General features: G+C 38.5%; 18 protein-coding genes and 1 riboswitch. Of the genes, 8 read left to right on the forward strand and 10 right to left on the reverse strand.

Features of this window, described 5'->3' with window-relative positions; genetic code table 11:
• Positions 1-204: 204 nt before the first annotated feature.
• Positions 205-681: a hypothetical protein gene (locus tag ACQV18_RS03695; RefSeq protein WP_428892596.1), complete on the reverse strand. Its 477-nt coding sequence runs from the start codon at positions 679-681 to the stop codon at positions 205-207.
• Between the two features lie 261 nt (positions 682-942).
• Between ACQV18_RS03695 and ACQV18_RS03700 the strand changes: the two genes are divergently transcribed.
• From ACQV18_RS03700 to ACQV18_RS03725, 6 genes are all read left to right on the forward strand, one after another.
• On the forward strand, positions 943-2,109 hold the full coding sequence (locus ACQV18_RS03700; RefSeq protein WP_428892597.1) for a polysaccharide deacetylase family protein: 1,167 nt from the start codon (positions 943-945) through the stop codon (positions 2,107-2,109).
• Between the two features lie 221 nt (positions 2,110-2,330).
• Complete coding sequence (locus ACQV18_RS03705; protein ID WP_428892598.1) at positions 2,331-4,073, forward strand: C69 family dipeptidase; 1,743 nt, start codon at positions 2,331-2,333, stop codon at positions 4,071-4,073.
• Between the two features lie 1,166 nt (positions 4,074-5,239).
• Complete coding sequence (locus ACQV18_RS03710) at positions 5,240-5,374, forward strand: hypothetical protein (protein ID WP_428875185.1); 135 nt, start codon at positions 5,240-5,242, stop codon at positions 5,372-5,374.
• 132 nt (positions 5,375-5,506) lie between these two features.
• On the forward strand, positions 5,507-5,650 hold the full coding sequence (locus ACQV18_RS03715) for a hypothetical protein (RefSeq protein WP_428876269.1): 144 nt from the start codon (positions 5,507-5,509) through the stop codon (positions 5,648-5,650).
• Positions 5,632-5,832, forward strand: a complete 201-nt coding sequence (locus ACQV18_RS03720; protein ID WP_428892599.1) for an MgtC/SapB family protein — start codon at positions 5,632-5,634, stop codon at positions 5,830-5,832. The genes ACQV18_RS03715 and ACQV18_RS03720 overlap by 19 nt, the downstream gene beginning before the upstream one ends.
• Before the next feature lie 144 nt (positions 5,833-5,976).
• Complete coding sequence (locus ACQV18_RS03725) at positions 5,977-6,201, forward strand: hypothetical protein (protein WP_428874362.1); 225 nt, start codon at positions 5,977-5,979, stop codon at positions 6,199-6,201.
• A gap of 19 nt (positions 6,202-6,220) precedes the next feature.
• Here ACQV18_RS03725 and ACQV18_RS03730 read toward each other — a convergent pair whose 3' ends face one another.
• From ACQV18_RS03730 to aroB, 7 genes are read right to left on the reverse strand one after another with little or no spacing between them, the layout of a single operon-like run.
• Positions 6,221-6,964 (reverse strand): aminotransferase class IV, encoded by a 744-nt coding sequence (locus ACQV18_RS03730; RefSeq protein WP_428882208.1) that lies wholly within the window; start codon positions 6,962-6,964, stop codon positions 6,221-6,223.
• Complete coding sequence (aroF, locus tag ACQV18_RS03735; RefSeq protein ID WP_428892600.1) at positions 6,946-7,716, reverse strand: 3-deoxy-7-phosphoheptulonate synthase; 771 nt, start codon at positions 7,714-7,716, stop codon at positions 6,946-6,948. The genes ACQV18_RS03730 and aroF overlap by 19 nt, the downstream gene beginning before the upstream one ends.
• Before the next feature lie 15 nt (positions 7,717-7,731).
• Positions 7,732-8,190 carry a type II 3-dehydroquinate dehydratase gene (gene aroQ, locus ACQV18_RS03740; RefSeq protein ID WP_428882207.1) on the reverse strand — a complete coding sequence of 153 codons (459 nt, stop codon included), beginning with the start codon at positions 8,188-8,190 and terminating at the stop codon, positions 7,732-7,734.
• Complete coding sequence (locus ACQV18_RS03745; protein ID WP_428892601.1) at positions 8,156-9,442, reverse strand: shikimate kinase; 1,287 nt, start codon at positions 9,440-9,442, stop codon at positions 8,156-8,158. Before ACQV18_RS03745 ends, aroQ begins: the two co-directional genes overlap by 35 nt.
• Positions 9,443-9,468: 26 nt before the next feature.
• Positions 9,469-10,581 (reverse strand): chorismate synthase, encoded by a 1,113-nt coding sequence (gene aroC, locus ACQV18_RS03750; RefSeq protein ID WP_428874357.1) that lies wholly within the window; start codon positions 10,579-10,581, stop codon positions 9,469-9,471.
• Positions 10,571-11,842, reverse strand: coding sequence for a 3-phosphoshikimate 1-carboxyvinyltransferase (locus ACQV18_RS03755; RefSeq protein WP_428892602.1), 1,272 nt, complete (start codon positions 11,840-11,842; stop codon positions 10,571-10,573). The genes aroC and ACQV18_RS03755 overlap by 11 nt, the downstream gene beginning before the upstream one ends.
• Positions 11,843-12,883 carry a 3-dehydroquinate synthase gene (aroB, locus tag ACQV18_RS03760; protein WP_428892603.1) on the reverse strand — a complete coding sequence of 347 codons (1,041 nt, stop codon included), beginning with the start codon at positions 12,881-12,883 and terminating at the stop codon, positions 11,843-11,845. It abuts the gene before it with no gap.
• Between the two features lie 67 nt (positions 12,884-12,950).
• A riboswitch (THF riboswitch) is annotated at positions 12,951-13,044 on the reverse strand.
• 174 nt (positions 13,045-13,218) lie between these two features.
• On the opposite strand from aroB, the gene pabB reads away from it, so the two are divergent.
• Positions 13,219-15,237, forward strand: a complete 2,019-nt coding sequence (gene pabB / locus ACQV18_RS03765) for an aminodeoxychorismate synthase component I (RefSeq protein ID WP_428892604.1) — start codon at positions 13,219-13,221, stop codon at positions 15,235-15,237.
• Positions 15,238-15,318: 81 nt separating this feature from the next.
• On the opposite strand, the gene ACQV18_RS03770 is transcribed toward pabB, so the two are convergent.
• Together ACQV18_RS03770 and ACQV18_RS03775 are read right to left on the reverse strand one after the other, a co-directional pair.
• Positions 15,319-17,463, reverse strand: coding sequence for a heavy metal translocating P-type ATPase (locus tag ACQV18_RS03770; protein WP_428892605.1), 2,145 nt, complete (start codon positions 17,461-17,463; stop codon positions 15,319-15,321).
• A complete protein-coding gene (locus ACQV18_RS03775; protein WP_428875159.1) occupies positions 17,453-17,821 on the reverse strand; it encodes an ArsR/SmtB family transcription factor in 369 nt (122 codons plus the stop codon). Before ACQV18_RS03775 ends, ACQV18_RS03770 begins: the two co-directional genes overlap by 11 nt.
• 552 nt (positions 17,822-18,373) lie before the next feature.
• On the opposite strand from ACQV18_RS03775, the gene ACQV18_RS03780 reads away from it, so the two are divergent.
• Positions 18,374-18,514, forward strand: a complete 141-nt coding sequence (locus tag ACQV18_RS03780; protein ID WP_428892606.1) for a hypothetical protein — start codon at positions 18,374-18,376, stop codon at positions 18,512-18,514.
• Positions 18,515-18,571: the final 57 nt, after the last annotated feature.

An 18,571-nucleotide genomic window follows, 5' to 3' on the forward strand; every position in this document is an offset into this window, starting at 1 on the left:
AAGAACTTTTTAGTTTCTTACTATCGGTGTTGCATTTGATTGGACAATTCGTCAAAAGAAAAAACGCCTAGTTTATAAACTGGGTGTTTTAATCTATATCAATCGAAACAGGGTAATCAATATTTAAGTCAGGATCTTCTTCGTTCACTAATTTTAGCGTCATTTCTAAATCATCATCTAATTCAGGTGCCTCTTCATCTTCTTCTAAGCTTTGAATTTTAAGATGACTTCGCCTTTAGCGTTTGTTTCAATTTCTTCTGAAAGAAAAACCATTTTTTCATCGATTAAATCATCATCGATAGTAACATCTTCTGCCATGATATTCATGGTTCTATCTGTCTTATTTTCTACTTCAAAGACGAACTCATAATAATACCCTAATTCTTCATCATCTTTTTCATTTACTTCGACATATTTAATGAAGAAGTCTTTGTCATCCGTAATAATATATTCTTCATCTCCACCTGTTAATTCTTTTAACTTGGCTTTCTTGTCTTTCAGCTCCACTTTGAGAACTTTAATTTCGATTTTCAATTCTTCAATCTTTTCTTCATCTTGAGCGGAGACAGTCACTCCCCCCAACATCATCATACTTGCCAATAGCACTATATTTTTTTCATCAATGACTCCTCCTTTTGATTTTAACAGTTTTATTTCTTGTCTATATATTAACCATAACATTGAAGAAGAAGGCATTCAATTAGATAGCTTATTGCCTTAGAGAATAATAAATAGAAAACCAAAAGGACTTAAAAACTTTTTGAATTTTTATAACAATATAGTTTTAGAATAATTAAAGATAATTAAAATTTCTAATTGGAACAATTGTAAATAAAGTTAATTTCTTTATCTTTTTCCCTAGAATTTATCTATTAGATGGAGTATGCTTAAAAAGATGTAAAAAAAGCTGGAAAAAAATTGTGAATAAAATAAGGTGATCAAATGTATAAGAAAATAGCAGCCAGCCTAGCAGTGTGTTCAATTTTACTGTTAATCATTTATATGACATTTAATGCTAACAATCAGAATGAATCGACCTTTTCAAAAATCGAATTGAGTGCTCGAAAGAACAAATCGCCTGAAGCTTATCGCAAAGAACTATTGGAATTATATGAAACGCAACCCTTAACCGGAGAGGGTGTGGTTGAAGAAAGAGAATTAAGAGATATTAGTCTCAATGAGTATAATATAAAAATAGAGACCATTTTAGCTGAAATAACTGATCAACCACTCAAAGAATCCATCCATTCTTTAGCCGAGAGAGATCGGCCGCTAGTCGAATTAAATCAAGAGGTTCGTAATCTTAAAAAGAATATGGAAAATCCTAACAAATATTCTCCAGGTTTTTTAATTAAAGTGAAAGAAATTGATCGTAAATTAGAAGCAAACAACTTAACAAGAACATACAAAGACTTGAGTCACTGTTATCAAAGTTGGGGAAAGGCAATTTATGAACATTCTATTCCAGTCCCTCGTAAAGTCTATGCTGACCCAGACCTAGGGAAGTTTATAAACATATCAGCCCAGCCAGATGAAAATACTAATACTCAAATGCACTCTGCTAAATTTGCAGTCTTAACGTTTGATGACGGGCCCAACCCAGTCACTACGCCACAAATCCTAGATATTCTTAAAGCACATGATGTGAAAGCAACCTTTTTTGTATTGGGTCAAAATGCAGAAAAGTATCCCGAAATCATTCAACGCATGCATGATGAAGGGCACTTGGTGGGCAACCATTCCTACAGTCATCGAAATTATACAATAATTAGTGATGCTGATGTTCTATATGAACTGAATCACACTAACGAAATTATTGAAAGGGTGACTAATGCCCCTGTCAACTACTATCGAATGCCATATGGAGCAGGTGGCAAACGTGAAATGAATTTAACGGAAATGACTCCTGTTCTATGGAACGTTGATTCGGAAGATTGGAAGAGTCGAAATGAACAAGCCATTATCAACCGTGTAGTAGCAACCCTATTACCTAGTCCAGTAATTTTAATGCACGACATCTATCAAGAATCGGCTAACTCATTAGGAGCAGTCATTGAAAGCGTCCAAGCCAATGGGTATCAGTTTGTGCGACTGGATGAAATGATGTAATTATTCAAACCTCATTATCATAAGTATAAATGCCTAGCTAGCATTCAAGTCTAGTTGGGCATTATTTTTTCTTTTGTTTAATAGTTTTTTACAATTTTAGATTATAACTAATGAGCCATAATCTATTTATAAAAATAATATGCTATATAAACTGATTAAGTAATAACCAAGTGTTATAATTAAATCATGAAGCGTTTACACAAAAATTTAGGAGGTATTTTATGAAGAAGTTTTTCGCAAGCATTGTTGCCATGTTATCGGCAGGAATGTTACTGGCTCAACCAGTAGCTGCCTGTACAGGCGTATATGTTGGTAAGGGCCTTACAGAAGATGGGTCAGTTATTTTTGGCCGAACAGAAGACTTAGAACAAAGCCATAATAAGACTTTTGTAGTAATTGAAGCGACGGAAAATGAAGAAGGCGCAAAGTTAGTGGATGAATATACTAAGTTCGAATTTGAACTACCAGCTCAATCTTATAAGTATTTTGCTGTGCCAGATACCACCCCTGAGTGGGGCTTGTATTATGAAGCAGGTTATAATGAGTATGGTGTAGCGATGGATGCGACCACTACTACTTATACTAATGATGAAGTTTTAGCGGTTGACCCTTTAGTTGAAAATGGTCTTTCAGAAGGAATCATGACGACCGTCGTTTTAGGTCACGTTAAAACAGCGCGTGAGGGCGTGGAGTTGTTAGCATCGATTATCGATGAGAAAGGCTCTTCCGAAGGCAACGGATTGATTATTGCTGATAAAAATGAAACTTGGTATATGGAAATTTTATCTGGTCACCAATATGCTGCGATGAAGTTGCCAGATGATATGTTTGCCGTATTCCCCAACTCGTTCTTCTTAGAAACAATCGATGTGAACGATACTGAAAATGTGATTGCCTCTGCCGATTTAATTAACATTGCAGAAGAAGCGGGTACTTATGTCGAGGAAGAGGGGATGATTCGGGTTGCTGATTCTTATGCAGCTGAAATAGATCCCGGGTCTGTGTCTAGGTATTGGTCTGGAGTAAAAACCTTAGATCCAGATGCAGAAGTTTCTTTAGATGACACAGAGTTTCCATTCTTACATTCTACGGATAAAACAATCACATTAGATCAAGTCATGAGCTTACAACGAAATCGTTTAGAAGATACAGATTATATTCCAGCGGATAACATCGCATCTGCTACCGGTGGACAAGTTGTTAAAGAAACTGAAACAACAGAAGGTGAAGAAACCAAAGCAACAGAAAGCGAAGAGGCTGAGGCAACAGAAGGTGAAGAAACCAAAGCAACAGAAACCGAAGAAACCGAAGTAGAAGAAAGCGAAGAAACTGAAGCAACAGAAACCGAAGTAGAAGAAAGCGAAGAGGCTGAAGCAACAGAGGGTGAAGAGGCTGAAGCAACAGAAGGCGAAGAAGCTGAAGCAACAGAAGGCGAAGAAGCTGAAGCAACAGAGGGCGAAGAAACTGAAACGACTGAAAAGCAAGAACCAGAAAAGCCTGAGAATGCTTTATATCCCATTGGTAACAAAAATACAATGGAAGCTCATATCTTCCAAATTTATGAAGATATGCCTGAAAAAGTACCAGGTGTGATGTGGTTAGCGATGGGATCACCTACCGTTTCACCTTACTTACCATACTTTGGAAATATCAATGACACACTATCTGCTTACCAAGTGGAAGCCAATGAATATGATCCAGAATCATTCTATTGGGCAGTAGATAATCTACTAACCATTATGTTAGAAGATGAAGAGAACTTAAAACCAGAAATGAGAGAAAAGATCTTAGCCATTGAAAAAGCTGGTAAAGATAAATACGAAGAATTACGTCAAGAACTTATCACGATGTATGCGGAAGATCCCCAAGCAGCTGCAGAATGGATTACTGAACAAACCATGCAATTAGCTCAAGATGCCTTTGACCAAATTAAAGATTTAGAAGCAGAGTATGTAGAGAAATAAGGCTCATTGTTCAATCGGAGTGATAATATTTTTCAAGAGATCAAGCAGCATGTTTTTGTTGCTTGATCTTTTTTTCCTGACGTAAAGCGTTATGAAATGACTAAACCACTTGCTCGGAAGTGTGTGTAGTATTGATAGCCATCAGCATATCTGTTGAGAAGTTTAATCTTATGGTTGATTCCTTTAATTGGTTCATTGATTTGAGGAGGGAGGAATAAGTTCTATTTTTAATAATGGTTTGATGCCCATTATATATCGAACAAATAAGGATAGAATAGGTTAGTATTGTTTGATATAGATATTGTTTCAATAATTAACAGCAAAACATTTCACTATGTTGATGTAATAATTTATGATATCAAAAACTATTAATAAATAGGCTCAAGAAGCTAAGAATTATTGCTTAATCTAAGGCTTCTCTTTTGTTACTCTTAATAAGAGGATAAAACTTGATAAAGTTAAAGAGAGTGTTTCCGTGGAAATAAGAGTGTTGAATGAAGCAGATATAAAGGAAGTTATGACCATGAAAGAACTATTCAAGCGGTAAAAAAGCTTTAAAATTATATTCTGAAGATAAAACAGATAATCCCTTAAGAACAAACATTGATTTAGAAGAATTCGGAGGTCAAAATTTATCCATGCCAAGTTTAGCTGGCTCGGCGACAGGGTTTAAAATAGTTTCTGTCTATCCGAATAATATCCATGTTTAAAACAGGGGGACACGCTCAACATCAATTAGAAGCGATGTTATCAGCGCAACCAATTAAAGAAGAGTGTGCCTTTGATAGTGACCAAGAGCGTGCTAGCGCATTCGCTTAAAAAAAAGATGGATTTATTCGCTAAAAAGTTTGACGTTGAAATTAAAGCTGTTGCTTCTCCAAAAGAAACAATCGGTGGGGACGACGTTATCACAATTGTTACCACATTACAAAAGCTGTTTTTGATAGTGAAAATCTTAAACCAGGAGCCCATATTAATGGCGTAGGCTCATACACGCCAGACATGCAAGAACTTCCTGAAGCAATTTTTGCTCAAGCAGGTAAGATCTATTTAGATACCAAAGATGGAGTCTTAAATGAATCAGGCGATTTAATCAATCCGCTCAAAAAAGGTATTATACAAAAAAGTCCATCACAGGTGAATTAGGTCAATTAGATTCAGGTAAAATAGCCGGGCGTCAATCAGAAGACGAACTCACTGTCTTTAAGACGATAGGCTCTGCTGTTTTAGATATTATAGTTGGAAAAGCGATTTATGAAAAAGCTATGGAATTAAACAAGAGCCAAGTGATTGAATTATAAATCTAAGTCACTTCTATGCGAAGTGCTTTTATATAAATAAAGTTAAAATTTAAAGAGAATAAGTAGGGAAAAATGATGAGCTGTTATACTTATTAAACAAAGAAAAAGAAATTAACTTTAGGGAGGTCATCAATGAAGTTACCAACGATTAATTTTGAAGAAGTAAATTTCTTTACCATACTCTTAAGGCCCCTTTTAGCTATGTTGATTAATGGTATGATTGGTTTTGGACGTGGATTGAAAATCATCCAGCCGGTATGCGTACTTATATTTTAGTCTGTGTAACTTCAGCCATGGTAATGATGACCAATCAGTTTGCAGCCGAATTTTTTGAAGGGGTTGATCCTACACGGATGGGGTCGCAAGTTGTGAGTGGGATTGGCTTTTTAGGTGCCGGTATGATTTTAGTCACTAATCGTGACAAAATTAAAGGGTTAACCACGGCTGCGGGCTTGTAGTCTTCGGCTTGTATTGGCTTAGCAATTGGGATCGGCTTCTACGAAGTAGCAATTGTTGTAGGCTTTATACTCCTAATCACTTTGACCTTCTTACAAAGACTTGAAAGCTCATTAAGGAAGAAAACACCTTGGGTAACGGTTTTTGTGCAAGCAAATGATGTTCAATCTTTTAATGAGGTCCTTCATTTTATTGAAGTGTCATTAGTTACCGTCACTTTTATCAAACCCTTAGTGAATAATAGTGACCAACTTGATTATTTAGTCCGTCTAGTAATTCCTAAAGAAGTTCATGCTGAAAAGTTCTTTCAAGATATCAATCAGCTTGCAGGCGTGAGTATTTATGAATCGGAAGATGAATATAATGAATAAAAAAGCTAGTCAAATGTTATCACCATTGGCTAGCTTTTTGCTTATATATTTTTATAGAATATTCCTCTTGGATGTAATCAATTAGAGGATGATGATCTTGGTAATGGGTTGATTCAAGTGTTTTAATTGGAGTAATCCCCATCAAACAGTTGGTCATAAAACCAGCTTGGAAAGTTTGTCTTTCTTGCCAGTCTATGGGGCGAATAGTCACAGGGAAATGGTCAAGCACCCATTGACGCATAATACCTGGAAGAAGACCTGCGCTTGTTGGAGCAGTGATAAGCTCTTGGTCTTTAACAAAAAAGAGATTCGTAAAGCTTCCCTCAGTGATCTGGTCTTTTTCATTTAAAAAGATGCATTCAAAAGCCCCTTTTTCTCTTATCTGCTTTAAATTAATTTTGTTCGCTAAGTACATAGTGGACTTATGTTGCAAGAGTGTGTTAGAGGAATGGCGCTGCCACTTGGCTAATTTTAATGGCTTTGCAGGCAAGAATCTCTTACCATAGGGATCCGATCGTTCTTGTAGAACAAGATTACCTGGTGAGAGGATGATTTTTAAAGCCCCATCCACCATTTCTTTCTCGTTAATAGAGTTGACAATAACGTTTTTGGTTATAGAACTTTTGAAACCTAAAGCTTTGGCTGATTGACACAAACGGCTAAGATGTTGGTCTAAGAAGAGCGCTTGTCCATTGATGACTTTAAGGGTGGTAAAAACACCTTGTCCAAAAAGAAAGCCTTCATCTAATTTGATGTAAGCCATGGTTGGCACTCCTTCATTAGTTGATCCAACATAGAATAATCAATAGTCTGAGCGGCATCGGTCCAGGCCTGGTCGGGATTGTGATGGACTTCGACCATAATCCCCGAAATATCAGCGGCTAAAGCGGCTTTACTTAAAGGGAGGATGAGGTCGCGTCTACCACTGGCATGGCTAGGATCAATAACGACAGGTTGTTTCGTTTTGGCTTGGAGGAGAATAGCACCTGCTAAATCAAGGGTGTTGCGTGTTTCATCTTGAAAGCTACGTATGCCGCGTTCGCAGTATACAACCGAAGCTTTTCCTTCGCTCATTAAATACTGACCGGACATTTCCCATTCTTTAAGAGTTGCTGAAAAGCCTCTTTTTAATAGGACAGGTTTACCGGCTTGACCTAACAACTTCAGCAGTTGGTAATTATACATATTTCGAGAACCTACTTGAAACATGTCCACAAGATCGATCAGCTTTTCGACATCATATTCACTTAAAACTTCTGTGACCATCGGGAGGTGAACTGAATCAGCGGCGGCTCTTAAGTACTTTACACCTTCAAAGCCTAAACCTTGAAAAGCATGAGGGCTGGTTCTTGGTTTATAAGCACCCGCTCGAATCATGTCGACTCCCGCCGCCTTCAAGGCTTGAGCTTCTTTAAAAATATGTTCTTCAGATTCAATAGAGCAGGGTCCAGCGATAACAATAGCTGGTTGTTTGCCAAAAGTGACTTGCTTTACAGATACAGAATTCATTGTCATTTATATCTTCTCTTTCTATGTGATAGGTGATGGATTATTAGGATTAAAGAGGTAATTTTTGATAAAATCCAGAGCTTGAAGGTAGCCTGCAGGGCCTTGTCCTTCAATTGTTATTAAGGCTAAATCTTTGATATATGAGACTTGTCGGTAACTTTCTCTTTGACTAATAGGACTTAGATGGACTTCTACAAAAGGAATGGCAACGGCTGCTAAAGCATCGCGAATAGCGATGGATGTATGGGTGTAGGCAGCTGGGTTTATTACTATGCCATCCACCTTTTGATAAGCATTTTGAATTTTATCGACTAAGGCTCCTTCGTGGTTGGATTGAAAGATATCAAGGTCTACAGCATATTCATTTGCCCATTTTTTTAAAGAGTTTGTTAAGTCAGAGTATGAGGTTTGACCGTATATTTCTGGTTGACGGATGCCTAATAAGTTAAGGTTGGGTCCGTTGAGGACTAATAATCGCATGTTTGATCAGCCTTTCTTGCATTTCTTGATAGCTAGTTGGGATAGAAGACTTGACGGGAATAATGAGGTCTGCACACTCTTGGTAGAGTGTTTTTCGTTCATTCCATAAACGCTTAACTTGGTCTAGTGAAGCTGAAAGTGGTCGGCCCTTTCGAGACAGTTCTTCTAAGGGGCGCTCCAATAGAATCAATCGACCATTCTGAGTTAGAGCTTGTCGGTTCCTTGCCCTTAAAATGGCACCTCCGCCCGTGGCAATTACTTGCCCATTTCCCTTAGCCACTTGATGAATGATTTTTTCTTCTAGGTCGCGAAAAGGTTTTTCGCCCACCTTGGAAATATATTCAGAGATCGGTTGATGGATGACAGCTTCGATCAATTGATCGGTGTCTAAAAAGGGGCGGCCTAGTTGATCAGCCAGTTTTTTTCCGAGAGTGGTCTTGCCAACACCTGGCATTCCGATGAAAACTAAGTTTTCGATTCCCTGCCAATAGGATTGGCAAATTTGATGGATGAAGTCTGTCGGATAAGACTTACCGGTAAAAAGTTGACTGGCAAAAAAAGCTTGAGCAATTAACATGTCGAGTCCACCTATAGCTTGAATGCCTTGGCTTTTGGCTTGGAGGACTAAAGAAGAGCGTAAGGGATTATAGATGAGATCAACGACCGCTTCTAGTTGAGGGAATGAGGTCAAGTTTAATCTTAAATCCTGGTTATTAGGGTACATACCAACCGGTGTCGCATTGAAAATAACTTGAGCCGCCTGATTGTCAGCCTTTAATGGTGGGAAAGCTTGGCGAATGCTTAAATGGCTAACTCGGTGACAGTCATGGTTTTTAGCATAAACAGCGATCATTTTGGCAGAGCCACCGGATCCAAGAATAAGCACATTTTTGCCTGTTAAGGTCAGATGATTATTTTTTAATAAAAAGTCTAAGCCAGCGTAGTCAGTATTATAGCCTTTGAGTTTTCCCTCTTCATTCACAATTGTATTGACCGATCCGATGACTTTAGCCAAGGGGTCTAGGTTGTCTAAATAAGGTAAGGCCGCTTCTTTATAAGGAATAGTCACATTGAGTCCGAGGTAGTTTTTCTCTAAAAGAAAGTCTTTCAACTGATTGGGTTCTAATTCAATTAAGTGATAGGGATAGTTCCCAATTCGTTGGTGAATAGATTGGGAATAACTATGACCTAATTTACGTCCGATTAAGCCACAAAGAGTGGGTTTTTTATTTTTTTGAGATGTCTGTAACATAAGAACCTACTTTCTAAAGGCGGCAATTAATTTTTTGTTGAAATAGTTGGCCATTGACCGTCCATCATCATTAGGTCTAAAAGGCAAATAGCGGTCATTGCTTCAATAACGGGAACAACCCGAGGGACGATACAAGGATCATGCCGGCCCTCAATCGTCAATTCTTGATTAACTTGTTTATCAAGGTTGACACTTGCTTGGGGTTGACCGATAGAAGAAGTAGGCTTAATTGCTACTCGCATAATCAAGGGCATGCCAGTGGTCAAACCACCGATAATACCGCCGTGATGGTTGGTCAGCGTTTTAACCATCAGGTTATTATCCAAATAATAAGGATCGTTGTGCTGGCTGCCGCGTAAGTTTGCTCCAGCAAAGCCCGTTCCGAATTCTACGCCGCGAGTGGCGGGAATGCCAAACATGGCATGGGCTAATTTAGCTTCACACGAATCATAGAGGGGTTGACCGATACCAACTGGTAAGCCGTCAACGATTACTTCGATTTGCCCTCCTACAGAGTCTTTATCTTCTTTAGCGGCTAGGATAGCTTCCTTCATGGCTTGGCCTTGCAGGTCATCAATTACGGCAAATTCTTTATTAACTAATTCACTTAAGGCTTTAAAATCAGGTTGCGCAAAATCAACTAACCGGTCTTTTATACCAGCGATTGAATGAATGTGGCTATAAATTTGGATGTCGCTTGTTTCTAATAAATAGCGGGCAATACTACCAGCCATTACAATTGGAGCAGTCATGCGCCCTGAAAAGTGTCCGCCCCCACGAATGTCATGGTGTCCCTCATATTTAATGAAAGCAGGATAATCAGCATGTGAGGGGCGAGGGAGATAGTGATGTTGGGCATAATCCTTGGACTGCATGTCTTGATTCCTAATTTCTAAGCAAAGGGGCGCCCCACAGGTTTTACCGTCTACAATGCCTGCTTTGACTTCAAATAAATCAGTCTCGTTACGGTTAGTTGACCAAACCTTTTTACCAGGACGACGACGTTCGAGAGCTGTTTGAATGGCTGCATAAGGGAAATCTAAACCGGCAGGAAGGCCATCAATGACTACCCCAATCGCTTTAGCATGGGATTGTCCGTAAACAGTGAGACGAAAATTTTGACCGAGACTAAAGGACATGATAGATACCTCCTAATTTTTGAAAATCATCGAAGAAGTGGGGATAAGATTTAGAAACACAGTCCGCCCCTTTAATAATCACAGGTTCTTGGGCAAAACTACCGGCAATGGCAGCTGTCATTGCAATACGGTGGTCTTGAAAAGTATCCACAATTCCGCCATGAAAGCCTTGCCCTCCTTGCAAGCTGAACCCATCAGCTTCAGCTTGTATGTAGACACCTAAAGCTTGCATAAGAGCTACGGTAGATTCTATTCGGTCACTTTCTTTTAAGCGGAGGCGTTGGCCGTTAACGATGCGAGTAATCCCAGCTTTTCTAGCGGCTGCTAGGGTAAGGATAGGAATGGCATCGGGCAATTGACGGGCATCGATTTCCACTATTTGATTACTTGCAGTTGAAGTCTTACTGGGATGATAGTCAGTGGATTGTCTTGCCGGCTCGGGGATGGGATAGCCCAATTTATCCAAATAGGACAAAGCCTGACGGTCTGCTTGGAGACTGTCAAAAGTAAGATTTAAGACCTGGACGCCTGCTACTAAGAAGAAAAGGGCGTTGGACCAATCGCCTTCTACTTGGTAGGGCGCTGCTTGTATAGGTCCATCGAGTAAGTGATAGGCTTGAGTTTGATGAGAAAAATCAATCCTTTTACTAAATTCTTTTAAACTAGCTAAGGTCATGTCGACATAGGCAGCGGATTCCAAAGGCGAAGTTAATTTTATCTGACTTGCTTTATTTAAATGAGCGAGAGCCAAAGCTAATCCTGAAATAAATTGAGAAGAAACATTACCTGGAAGTTGGTAATTTCCTGCTTCTAACTTGCCTGAAAGCCAGATACTAGGGCCTTCTTCTTGCCAATAAATACCTAATTGGTCAAACAAGTCCCAATAAGGTTGGTTGGTTCGATTGATCAAACTCCCTTGGCGAAGGATTTCGACCTGTTGGTTCTTTTCTAACCGACTAGCTAAGATAGGAATTAGAAAGCGTAAGCTTGTTCCCGACTCGCCCACATTGAAGTGGCGCTTCATAGAATGAGCATCTGGCAGGATATGGTATGCTTTTTGATCTGAATCATGGTGAACCAGGCAACCTAGTCCTTCAATACAAGTCAATGTTGCTTCTAAATCTTTTGAAAGACGGTCTAAATAGATGGTAGAGGGACCATTGGCTAAGCTGGCTGCAAAGAGTGCTCGATGAGCGTCTGATTTAGAAGGAATTGCAGAAATACTGCCTTTTAAAGAGTGAGGCATAATTTGAATATCCATCTACAATCGACTCCCTGCTTCAATCCATTGGCCTAATTCATGAATAGGAATGGCTTGTCGGACACAATTTCCTATTTCAACAGGAATAATTAAGTGAATCGTTTGGTCTTGTTTTTTCTTGTCGTGATTAATGGCGTTCAGTAAATCTTGGTTATCACAGTAATAAGTCTGGAATAGTCCTTGTTTTTGGTATAAATCTTCAAGAAGAGGAACAAATGATTGGCGGGCCCAACCCAATTTAAAACTAGCACGAGCCATCCATAATAGGCCGATTGCGACTGCTTCACCATGGTTCACTTGGTGGTTGCTAATACTTTCAATGGCATGGGCGAAAGTATGACCTAAATTAAGGAATTGTCTTTTACCTTGATCGTGAAAATCATTAGCAACATAGGCGTGTTTTATTTCTAAAGACCGTTTAATTAGATTCAAGTAGTTGAGTTGACTTTTATCTCGTCTGATGTCCTCCAATAAAGCGGGGTCAGTAAGGATCGCATATTTTATAATTTCTGCTAACCCATTGTTAATTTGTCTGATATCTAAGGTGTCTAAATAGGCAATATCGATATGAACCCAAGCGGGATGATAGAAAGTACCCACTTGATTTTTATAGGCACCAAAATTAATGCCATTTTTACCCCCAATGGCAGAGTCAACCATAGCTAAAAGAGTCGTCGGAACTTGTATAAAGTTGATTCCTCTTAAATATGTGGCGGCTAAAAAGCCCCCTAAGTCACCAATGACGCCACCACCAAAGGCGATTAGGCAATCAGACCGAGTAAGTTTTTCTTCTACCATACGATTCATCACTTCTTGATAACAAGCTAATGACTTTGACGCTTCACCGGCAGGAACAATATGGTAAGAAAAGGATGCTAACTGACCAAGTTGATCAATTTGTTCTTGGTAAAGGGTCGCCACATTTTGATCCGTTAGTAGAAACTTTTTTCCGCTCATTTGGCTTAAGCGTTTTTTTAATTGACTAAAATGATGGTGTTCTAGATAGATTGGATAAGGAAAAACATTCAATTGGATGTCCAAAATGTACCCTCCTAAACAAAAATAGGAGCTCTGAAAAATTCAGAGCTCCGCTAAAGATGGATAATAAAACAGCGGAAGATAAAAGGCATCGCATGATTGTTCATTTCGTTTTACAGCAACTTCCCATCTGTAAATACTTTACGCACCTTTTATACTCTGTTCAAAGTTCTCCTTCATTATAGGTGAATGATAGCACTTGTCAATCATTGACAAGGATTAAATGCTATTCTTTTTAAATTACTTTTCAGGTATTTTTACTAACTACAAATTGTGATAAAATAGGACAATAACCAGTTGCATAGATATCGTTGAAAAAAATGTTAGGAGAAACCATTATGAAGTTTGTTATCATTGATAATTATGATTCCTATACTTATAATCTGTTTCAATTAATAGCCAAAGTGACGCAAGAAGTTCCGTTGGTTATTAAGAATGATCAAATGTCATATGAAGAATTCAAATTGTTAGATTTTGATGCGGTGGTTATTTCACCAGGTCCTGGAAGTCCTGAAAATCCTGAAGATTTTGGTCTTTGCCGTGAAGTAATCGAAAAAGAAGAACGTCCCATATTGGGCATCTGTTTGGGTCAGCAAGGAATTTATTATCTGAATGGAGGAGAAATTATATTGGCTCCTCAGCCTGTTCATGGGCGGCTGAGTGAAATCAGACATAATAATCAAGGACTTTTTAAAGGACTACCGCAAGATTTTAAAGTGACCCGTTACCATTCTTTAGTCTGTAAAGAAGAGAAATTGGAGAACATTCAAGTGGATGCGAGAACGCACGATGGCTTAATTATGGGGATTTCTCATCGTAGCAAACCTCAATACGCCGTTCAGTTTCATCCAGAGTCAATTGCTTCACAAGAAGGTGAGCGTCTAATTGAGAATTTTGTAGACTTGATCCACACCTTCCAAATACAGACAAATCCTTTGCGTGTTACAAAAGTTCCTTATCAAGGCAATGCACAAGCGTTGTTTAATCAGCTTTATCAAATTAATAAACAAACGCAATGGTTAGACTCTAGTCAAGTGACAAAAGCTTTGTCTCGTTTTTCTATAATTGGACAAGCGGGTCCTCGCCATGGCCATCGTCTGACCTATGATATTACGGATAATGTGGTTATCAAGACAGATATAAAGGGAAGAGAAGAAAGAATTCATCAAGATATATTCACTTATTTAGAAAAACATCAACCTCAATGGCCAATCCATCAAGATTTACCATGTGATTTCCAATTAGGTTATATTGGTTATTTTGGTTATGAGCTCAAAAGTTTAACGGAAGGGCCTAATCAGCATCAGTCATCGTATCCTGATGTTATATTAGATTATATTGATCGAGCGGCTGTTATCGATCATCACGAAAACCAACTTTATTTACTATCCTATAAAGATGACAAAGACTGGATCAAAGATTTAGATTTTTCACAGGCTTATATTTCAGTAGGTGAAAAAGAAGAGCTTATCATGGAGGCCTTCGATCAACCAACTATTGCTTGGGCTATGGCTCGCAGTGACTATTTGAAAGCTATCCACCAATGTCAAGACTACATTCGAAAAGGAGAGTCCTATGAAATATGTTTGACCAACCGCTTGGATATCAAAGACCAGCTAGATGCCTATATATATTACCAAACCTTACGCCAAGCCAGTCCAGCCCCTTACGCAGCCTTTTTAACTTTTGATCATTTTGCTGTTGCGTGTTCTTCTATGGAAAAATTCTTAACTTTGAATCGTGATGGTAGAGTTCAAACCAAGCCCATCAAAGGAACGGCTAAAAGGGGTCAAAACCCAGCAGAAGATCAAGCGATTATTCATGCTTTAGCAACCGAGGAAAAGACCATGGCTGAAAACTTGATGATCGTAGACCTATTGCGAAATGATTTAGGTAAGGTCTGTCAGATTGGAACAGTAACGGTTCCCAAGTTGATGGCTGTTGAGAGTTATTCAACCCTTCATCAATTAGTGACTACCGTTCAAGGCTTTCTTGCAAAAAATGTTTCAGCTATTGATCTGTTTAAAGCTTGCTTCCCTGGTGGTTCAATGACTGGAGCGCCGAAGTATCGTACCCTCGAATTAATTGATCAATTAGAAGGACGTCCACGAGGTATCTACTCAGGGGCTATTGGCTATATTGCTAATAATGGTTGTATGGATTTAAATATTGTTATACGCACGGCGGTTATTGAAGAAGAAAAGACTAGTCTCGGTCTAGGGGGAGCAATTATTGCCCTTTCAGATCCAGAAGAAGAGTACCAAGAAACTTTAGTCAAAGCCCAAGGAGCTCTTAATGCCTTAAAAGCCTATTACCATCTACCTTCAACTTACGAATTTAAAATTGAAGGGGCCTAAAAGGATTCATTAAAGATAAATGAGTTTGTTAAACGAAGAAAACCAGCAAGCATACCATTATTATGCTTGCTGGTTTTTTTATTATTTAACTTTCCCAAGTGTTCGCAAACTATTAAGAACTGCAAGGATGGTCACACCAACATCGGCGACAATAGCCATCCACATGGATGAGAAGCCTAAAGCGGCGAGGCTTAGGAAGAGCACCTTAATTCCAAGTGCAAAGGCTATATTTTCTTGAGCAATGCGTAAAGTTTTTTGAGCAATTTTAATAGCTTGAGGGAGTTTAGCTAAAGAATCATTCATAATGACAATGTCTGCTGATTCAATAGCTGCGTCAGATCCCATTCCTCCCATGGCAATTCCAATATCTGCACGGGCAAGAGCCGGGGCATCATTGATGCCATCACCGATAAAGGCTACATTAGAGGATTTTTTATTAGACGTTGATTGCTTAATGTTAGTTAAAATTTTCTCCAGTTCGATCATCTTTTCTTGTGGAAGCAAGTCACCTTTTGCTTGATCAATCCCAACAAGTTGAGCGATTTCGTCGACGGTTGCTTGATTGTCACCAGAAAGTAAGATGGCAGAGGAAATACCTAATTGATGTAATTCTGTCAGCGCGGACTGAGAATCTGGTTTGATCTGGTCTTTAATGAGGACATAGCCTTGATATGCTTGATTAATACTGAGATAAACGACAGTGGCAGCAGTCTTTAATTCTGGCACTTCGATCTTGAATTGATCCATCAAGTCCTTGTTTCCAGCAAGTAAACTTTTACCGTCCACAATTCCTTTAAGACCTTTACCGGTGATTGTTTCTACTTCTTGCACACGATGAGGATCTAAGGGCTGATTATAGGCTTCTTGAATGGAGAGTGCAATAGGATGGTGGGATTGGCTCTCCAAGTGAGCCAGTGCTTCTAAAAACTCATTTTTGCTTAAATATAAGGCCTCTACTTTGTCAATCGCAAAGTTACCTTGAGTGATTGTTCCGGTTTTATCTAAAACTAAGGTCTTAATCTTTGTTAGGGTTTCGAGGAAATTTCCGCCTTTAACCATGATACCTTCACGTGCTGCTGCACCAATTCCACCATAAAAACTCATAGGAACAGAGACAACTAAGGCACAAGGACAAGAGATAACTAAAAATTGTAACGCACGGTAAAAGCTTGTTGACCAAGAAATGTCACTAAAAAAGATAGGAGGCAAAGTAGCCAAAAGAACTGCTAAGGCAACTACAACCGGTGTATAAACGCGTGCGAACCGAGTAATAAATTTCTCAGTAGCTGCCTTTTTGGAAGAAGCATTTTCAACTAAGTCGATAATTTGGCTGACCGTTGAATTTTGGAAGGTCTTAGTGACTTTAACTTTCAGCTGAGAACTTAAGTTGATCGAACCTGAGTAGAGGGTGTCGCCTTCTTTTAAACTCTGAGGAAGAGATTCTCCAGTAATAGCTGAGTGGTCTACTTGAGATTGACCTTGGATAATTTGTCCATCTAGAGGGACCTTGTCTCCGACAGCTACGATAAACTCTTGACCTTCAACTAACTCGCGGGGGTCAATTTTGGTTAATGTACCATCAGTTTGTTGAATACGGGCAAAGTCAGGACGAATTGCCATCAAGGATTGAATTGATTGGCGAGATTGGTTAACGGCACGGTCTTGAAACCATTCTCCGATAGAATAGAACAGCATAACGGCAACTGCTTCAGGGTACTCACCAATCACAAAGGCACCTAAGGTAGCAATCGTCATTAAGAAATTTTCTTCTAACCAGTCCTTATTTTTAATTTTATTCCAAGTAGTTTTAAGTACATTCTGACCTATGAACAGATAGGTCAGACCAAAATAACCCACTAGAAGCCATTCAGAAGAAATATAATTTGTTAAAAAGAATCCTAAGATAAATAAAGGAATGGTAATTAAAATACGCCAGCCTTCGCTATCAAGTAAGCCTTGACTGTCTTTATTTTTATCAAGGTTTAGATTTGATTTTTCTTCTAGCTCAAAGAGCGGAACCAATTTTATCCCTTGTTCGACTTCTTGTACATTTTGTTCCAAGCTTTGAATGAGATTAGACTCCATCACTTGGTCCGTGTCGATTGTTAATTGTCCTTGTGCGAAATTAACGGTCGCTTCAACTTGATCCGAATTGTTTAAGCGAGTTTCAATTTTTTGAGCACAGTTAGCACAAGACAAACCCTGCATTTTAAATTTATAAGTCATTATTATCATTTCCTCCTTCTGCTGCATGTTCCAATGCATTGTGATATAAAATACGCACATGGTCATCAGCAATTGAATAATAAACAATACGTCCTTCTTTGCGCTTTTTAACTAAATTTAATTTAAATAGATAAGCGAGTTGATGAGAAGTGGCAGATTTGGACATGCCTATTAGATGGCCTAAATCGCAAACACACAATTCTGTCTTAAGCAAATACCATAAAATTTTTGCTCGAGAGGGTTCTGCTAATGCTTTAAAGAGTTTGATTAGAATTTTAAAATGTTCTGGATTGAGAGGCACTTCTTGAGCTTTCTTAATCGCTTCAGGATGAATTGCATTCTCTTGACAGCTATCCATGGCATGACCTACTTTCTGTTTATAAACAGTAAAAATTATCATTTATAGTTGAACAGCCGTTCAACCTTTACAACTTAAATATACCACGCACTATTATTTTTGTCAAATGAATACTAATGGTTGATAAACGGCTTGCTAAACTATAATAAACTGACCTCTAAATGAATAGAAATCAGTTAAAAAAAGGAGAATTTAAAATAAGTAAAATTGAAGGCGAATTGAAAGTCCCAAAGAGGACATCAGTACGTCAGATTGACTGATATAAAGGAAGCTGAAAAGAGAGGAATTATCTCATTGACCCCTTCTATCCATTTTTGTGAATGAGATCATTTGATTAAGAGCCGGTTGACTGATAATGACGTAGTCCTAATTGCTAAACAACATAAAAGGGTAATGCAAAAACTAAACTTAAAAGTGGTCGAAAAGAAGTCAGTTAGAACAGCTGGTTTATTCAGCGAGTTTTTATAAAAACAAAGTTCTAGCTATCCAAGTCGTTTTGGATTGGTTCTTAGAACACCATTGGAACTACAACAGTATAGCAGCGAAATACGAATGTACGAATGGGAATTAAGACAAGAAGTGCTCAAGCATGGAATTGTCGGCCAAGAAACGGCCACTGTCTTCTTAGGCTATATTTTGAGCAAGTCGCCTTTAATTCAGATGGATACGTTCAAAAAAATTTTCCGATCCTAAATTGATCAAAACGATTATCAAAGCTATCAGCAAATAAACACAGTTGTGCAAATGTCT

The sequence above is a fragment of the Facklamia sp. P9177 genome (assembly GCF_050409585.1).
Classification (GTDB): domain Bacteria; phylum Bacillota; class Bacilli; order Lactobacillales; family Aerococcaceae; genus Facklamia.

Coding starts and splice junctions, on each gene's coding strand:
- ACQV18_RS03700 (WP_428892597.1), top strand. CDS start 943: ATGTATAAGAAAATAGCAGCCAGCCTAGCAGTGTGTTCAATTTTACTG.
- aroF (WP_428892600.1), bottom strand. CDS start 7,716: ATGACAATGAATTCTGTATCTGTAAAGCAAGTCACTTTTGGCAAACAA.
- pabB (WP_428892604.1), top strand. CDS start 13,219: ATGAAGTTTGTTATCATTGATAATTATGATTCCTATACTTATAATCTG.
- aroC (WP_428874357.1), bottom strand. CDS start 10,581: ATGTCCTTTAGTCTCGGTCAAAATTTTCGTCTCACTGTTTACGGACAA.
- ACQV18_RS03745 (WP_428892601.1), bottom strand. CDS start 9,442: ATGTTACAGACATCTCAAAAAAATAAAAAACCCACTCTTTGTGGCTTA.
- ACQV18_RS03775 (WP_428875159.1), bottom strand. CDS start 17,821: ATGGATAGCTGTCAAGAGAATGCAATTCATCCTGAAGCGATTAAGAAA.
- ACQV18_RS03715 (WP_428876269.1), top strand. CDS start 5,507: ATGAAGTTACCAACGATTAATTTTGAAGAAGTAAATTTCTTTACCATA.
- ACQV18_RS03730 (WP_428882208.1), bottom strand. CDS start 6,964: ATGGCTTACATCAAATTAGATGAAGGCTTTCTTTTTGGACAAGGTGTT.
- ACQV18_RS03695 (WP_428892596.1), bottom strand. CDS start 681: ATGTTATGGTTAATATATAGACAAGAAATAAAACTGTTAAAATCAAAA.
- ACQV18_RS03705 (WP_428892598.1), top strand. CDS start 2,331: ATGAAGAAGTTTTTCGCAAGCATTGTTGCCATGTTATCGGCAGGAATG.
- ACQV18_RS03780 (WP_428892606.1), top strand. CDS start 18,374: ATGTACGAATGGGAATTAAGACAAGAAGTGCTCAAGCATGGAATTGTC.
- ACQV18_RS03770 (WP_428892605.1), bottom strand. CDS start 17,463: ATGACTTATAAATTTAAAATGCAGGGTTTGTCTTGTGCTAACTGTGCT.
- ACQV18_RS03755 (WP_428892602.1), bottom strand. CDS start 11,842: ATGGATATTCAAATTATGCCTCACTCTTTAAAAGGCAGTATTTCTGCA.
- ACQV18_RS03720 (WP_428892599.1), top strand. CDS start 5,632: ATGCGTACTTATATTTTAGTCTGTGTAACTTCAGCCATGGTAATGATG.
- aroQ (WP_428882207.1), bottom strand. CDS start 8,190: ATGCGATTATTAGTCCTCAACGGACCCAACCTTAACTTATTAGGCATC.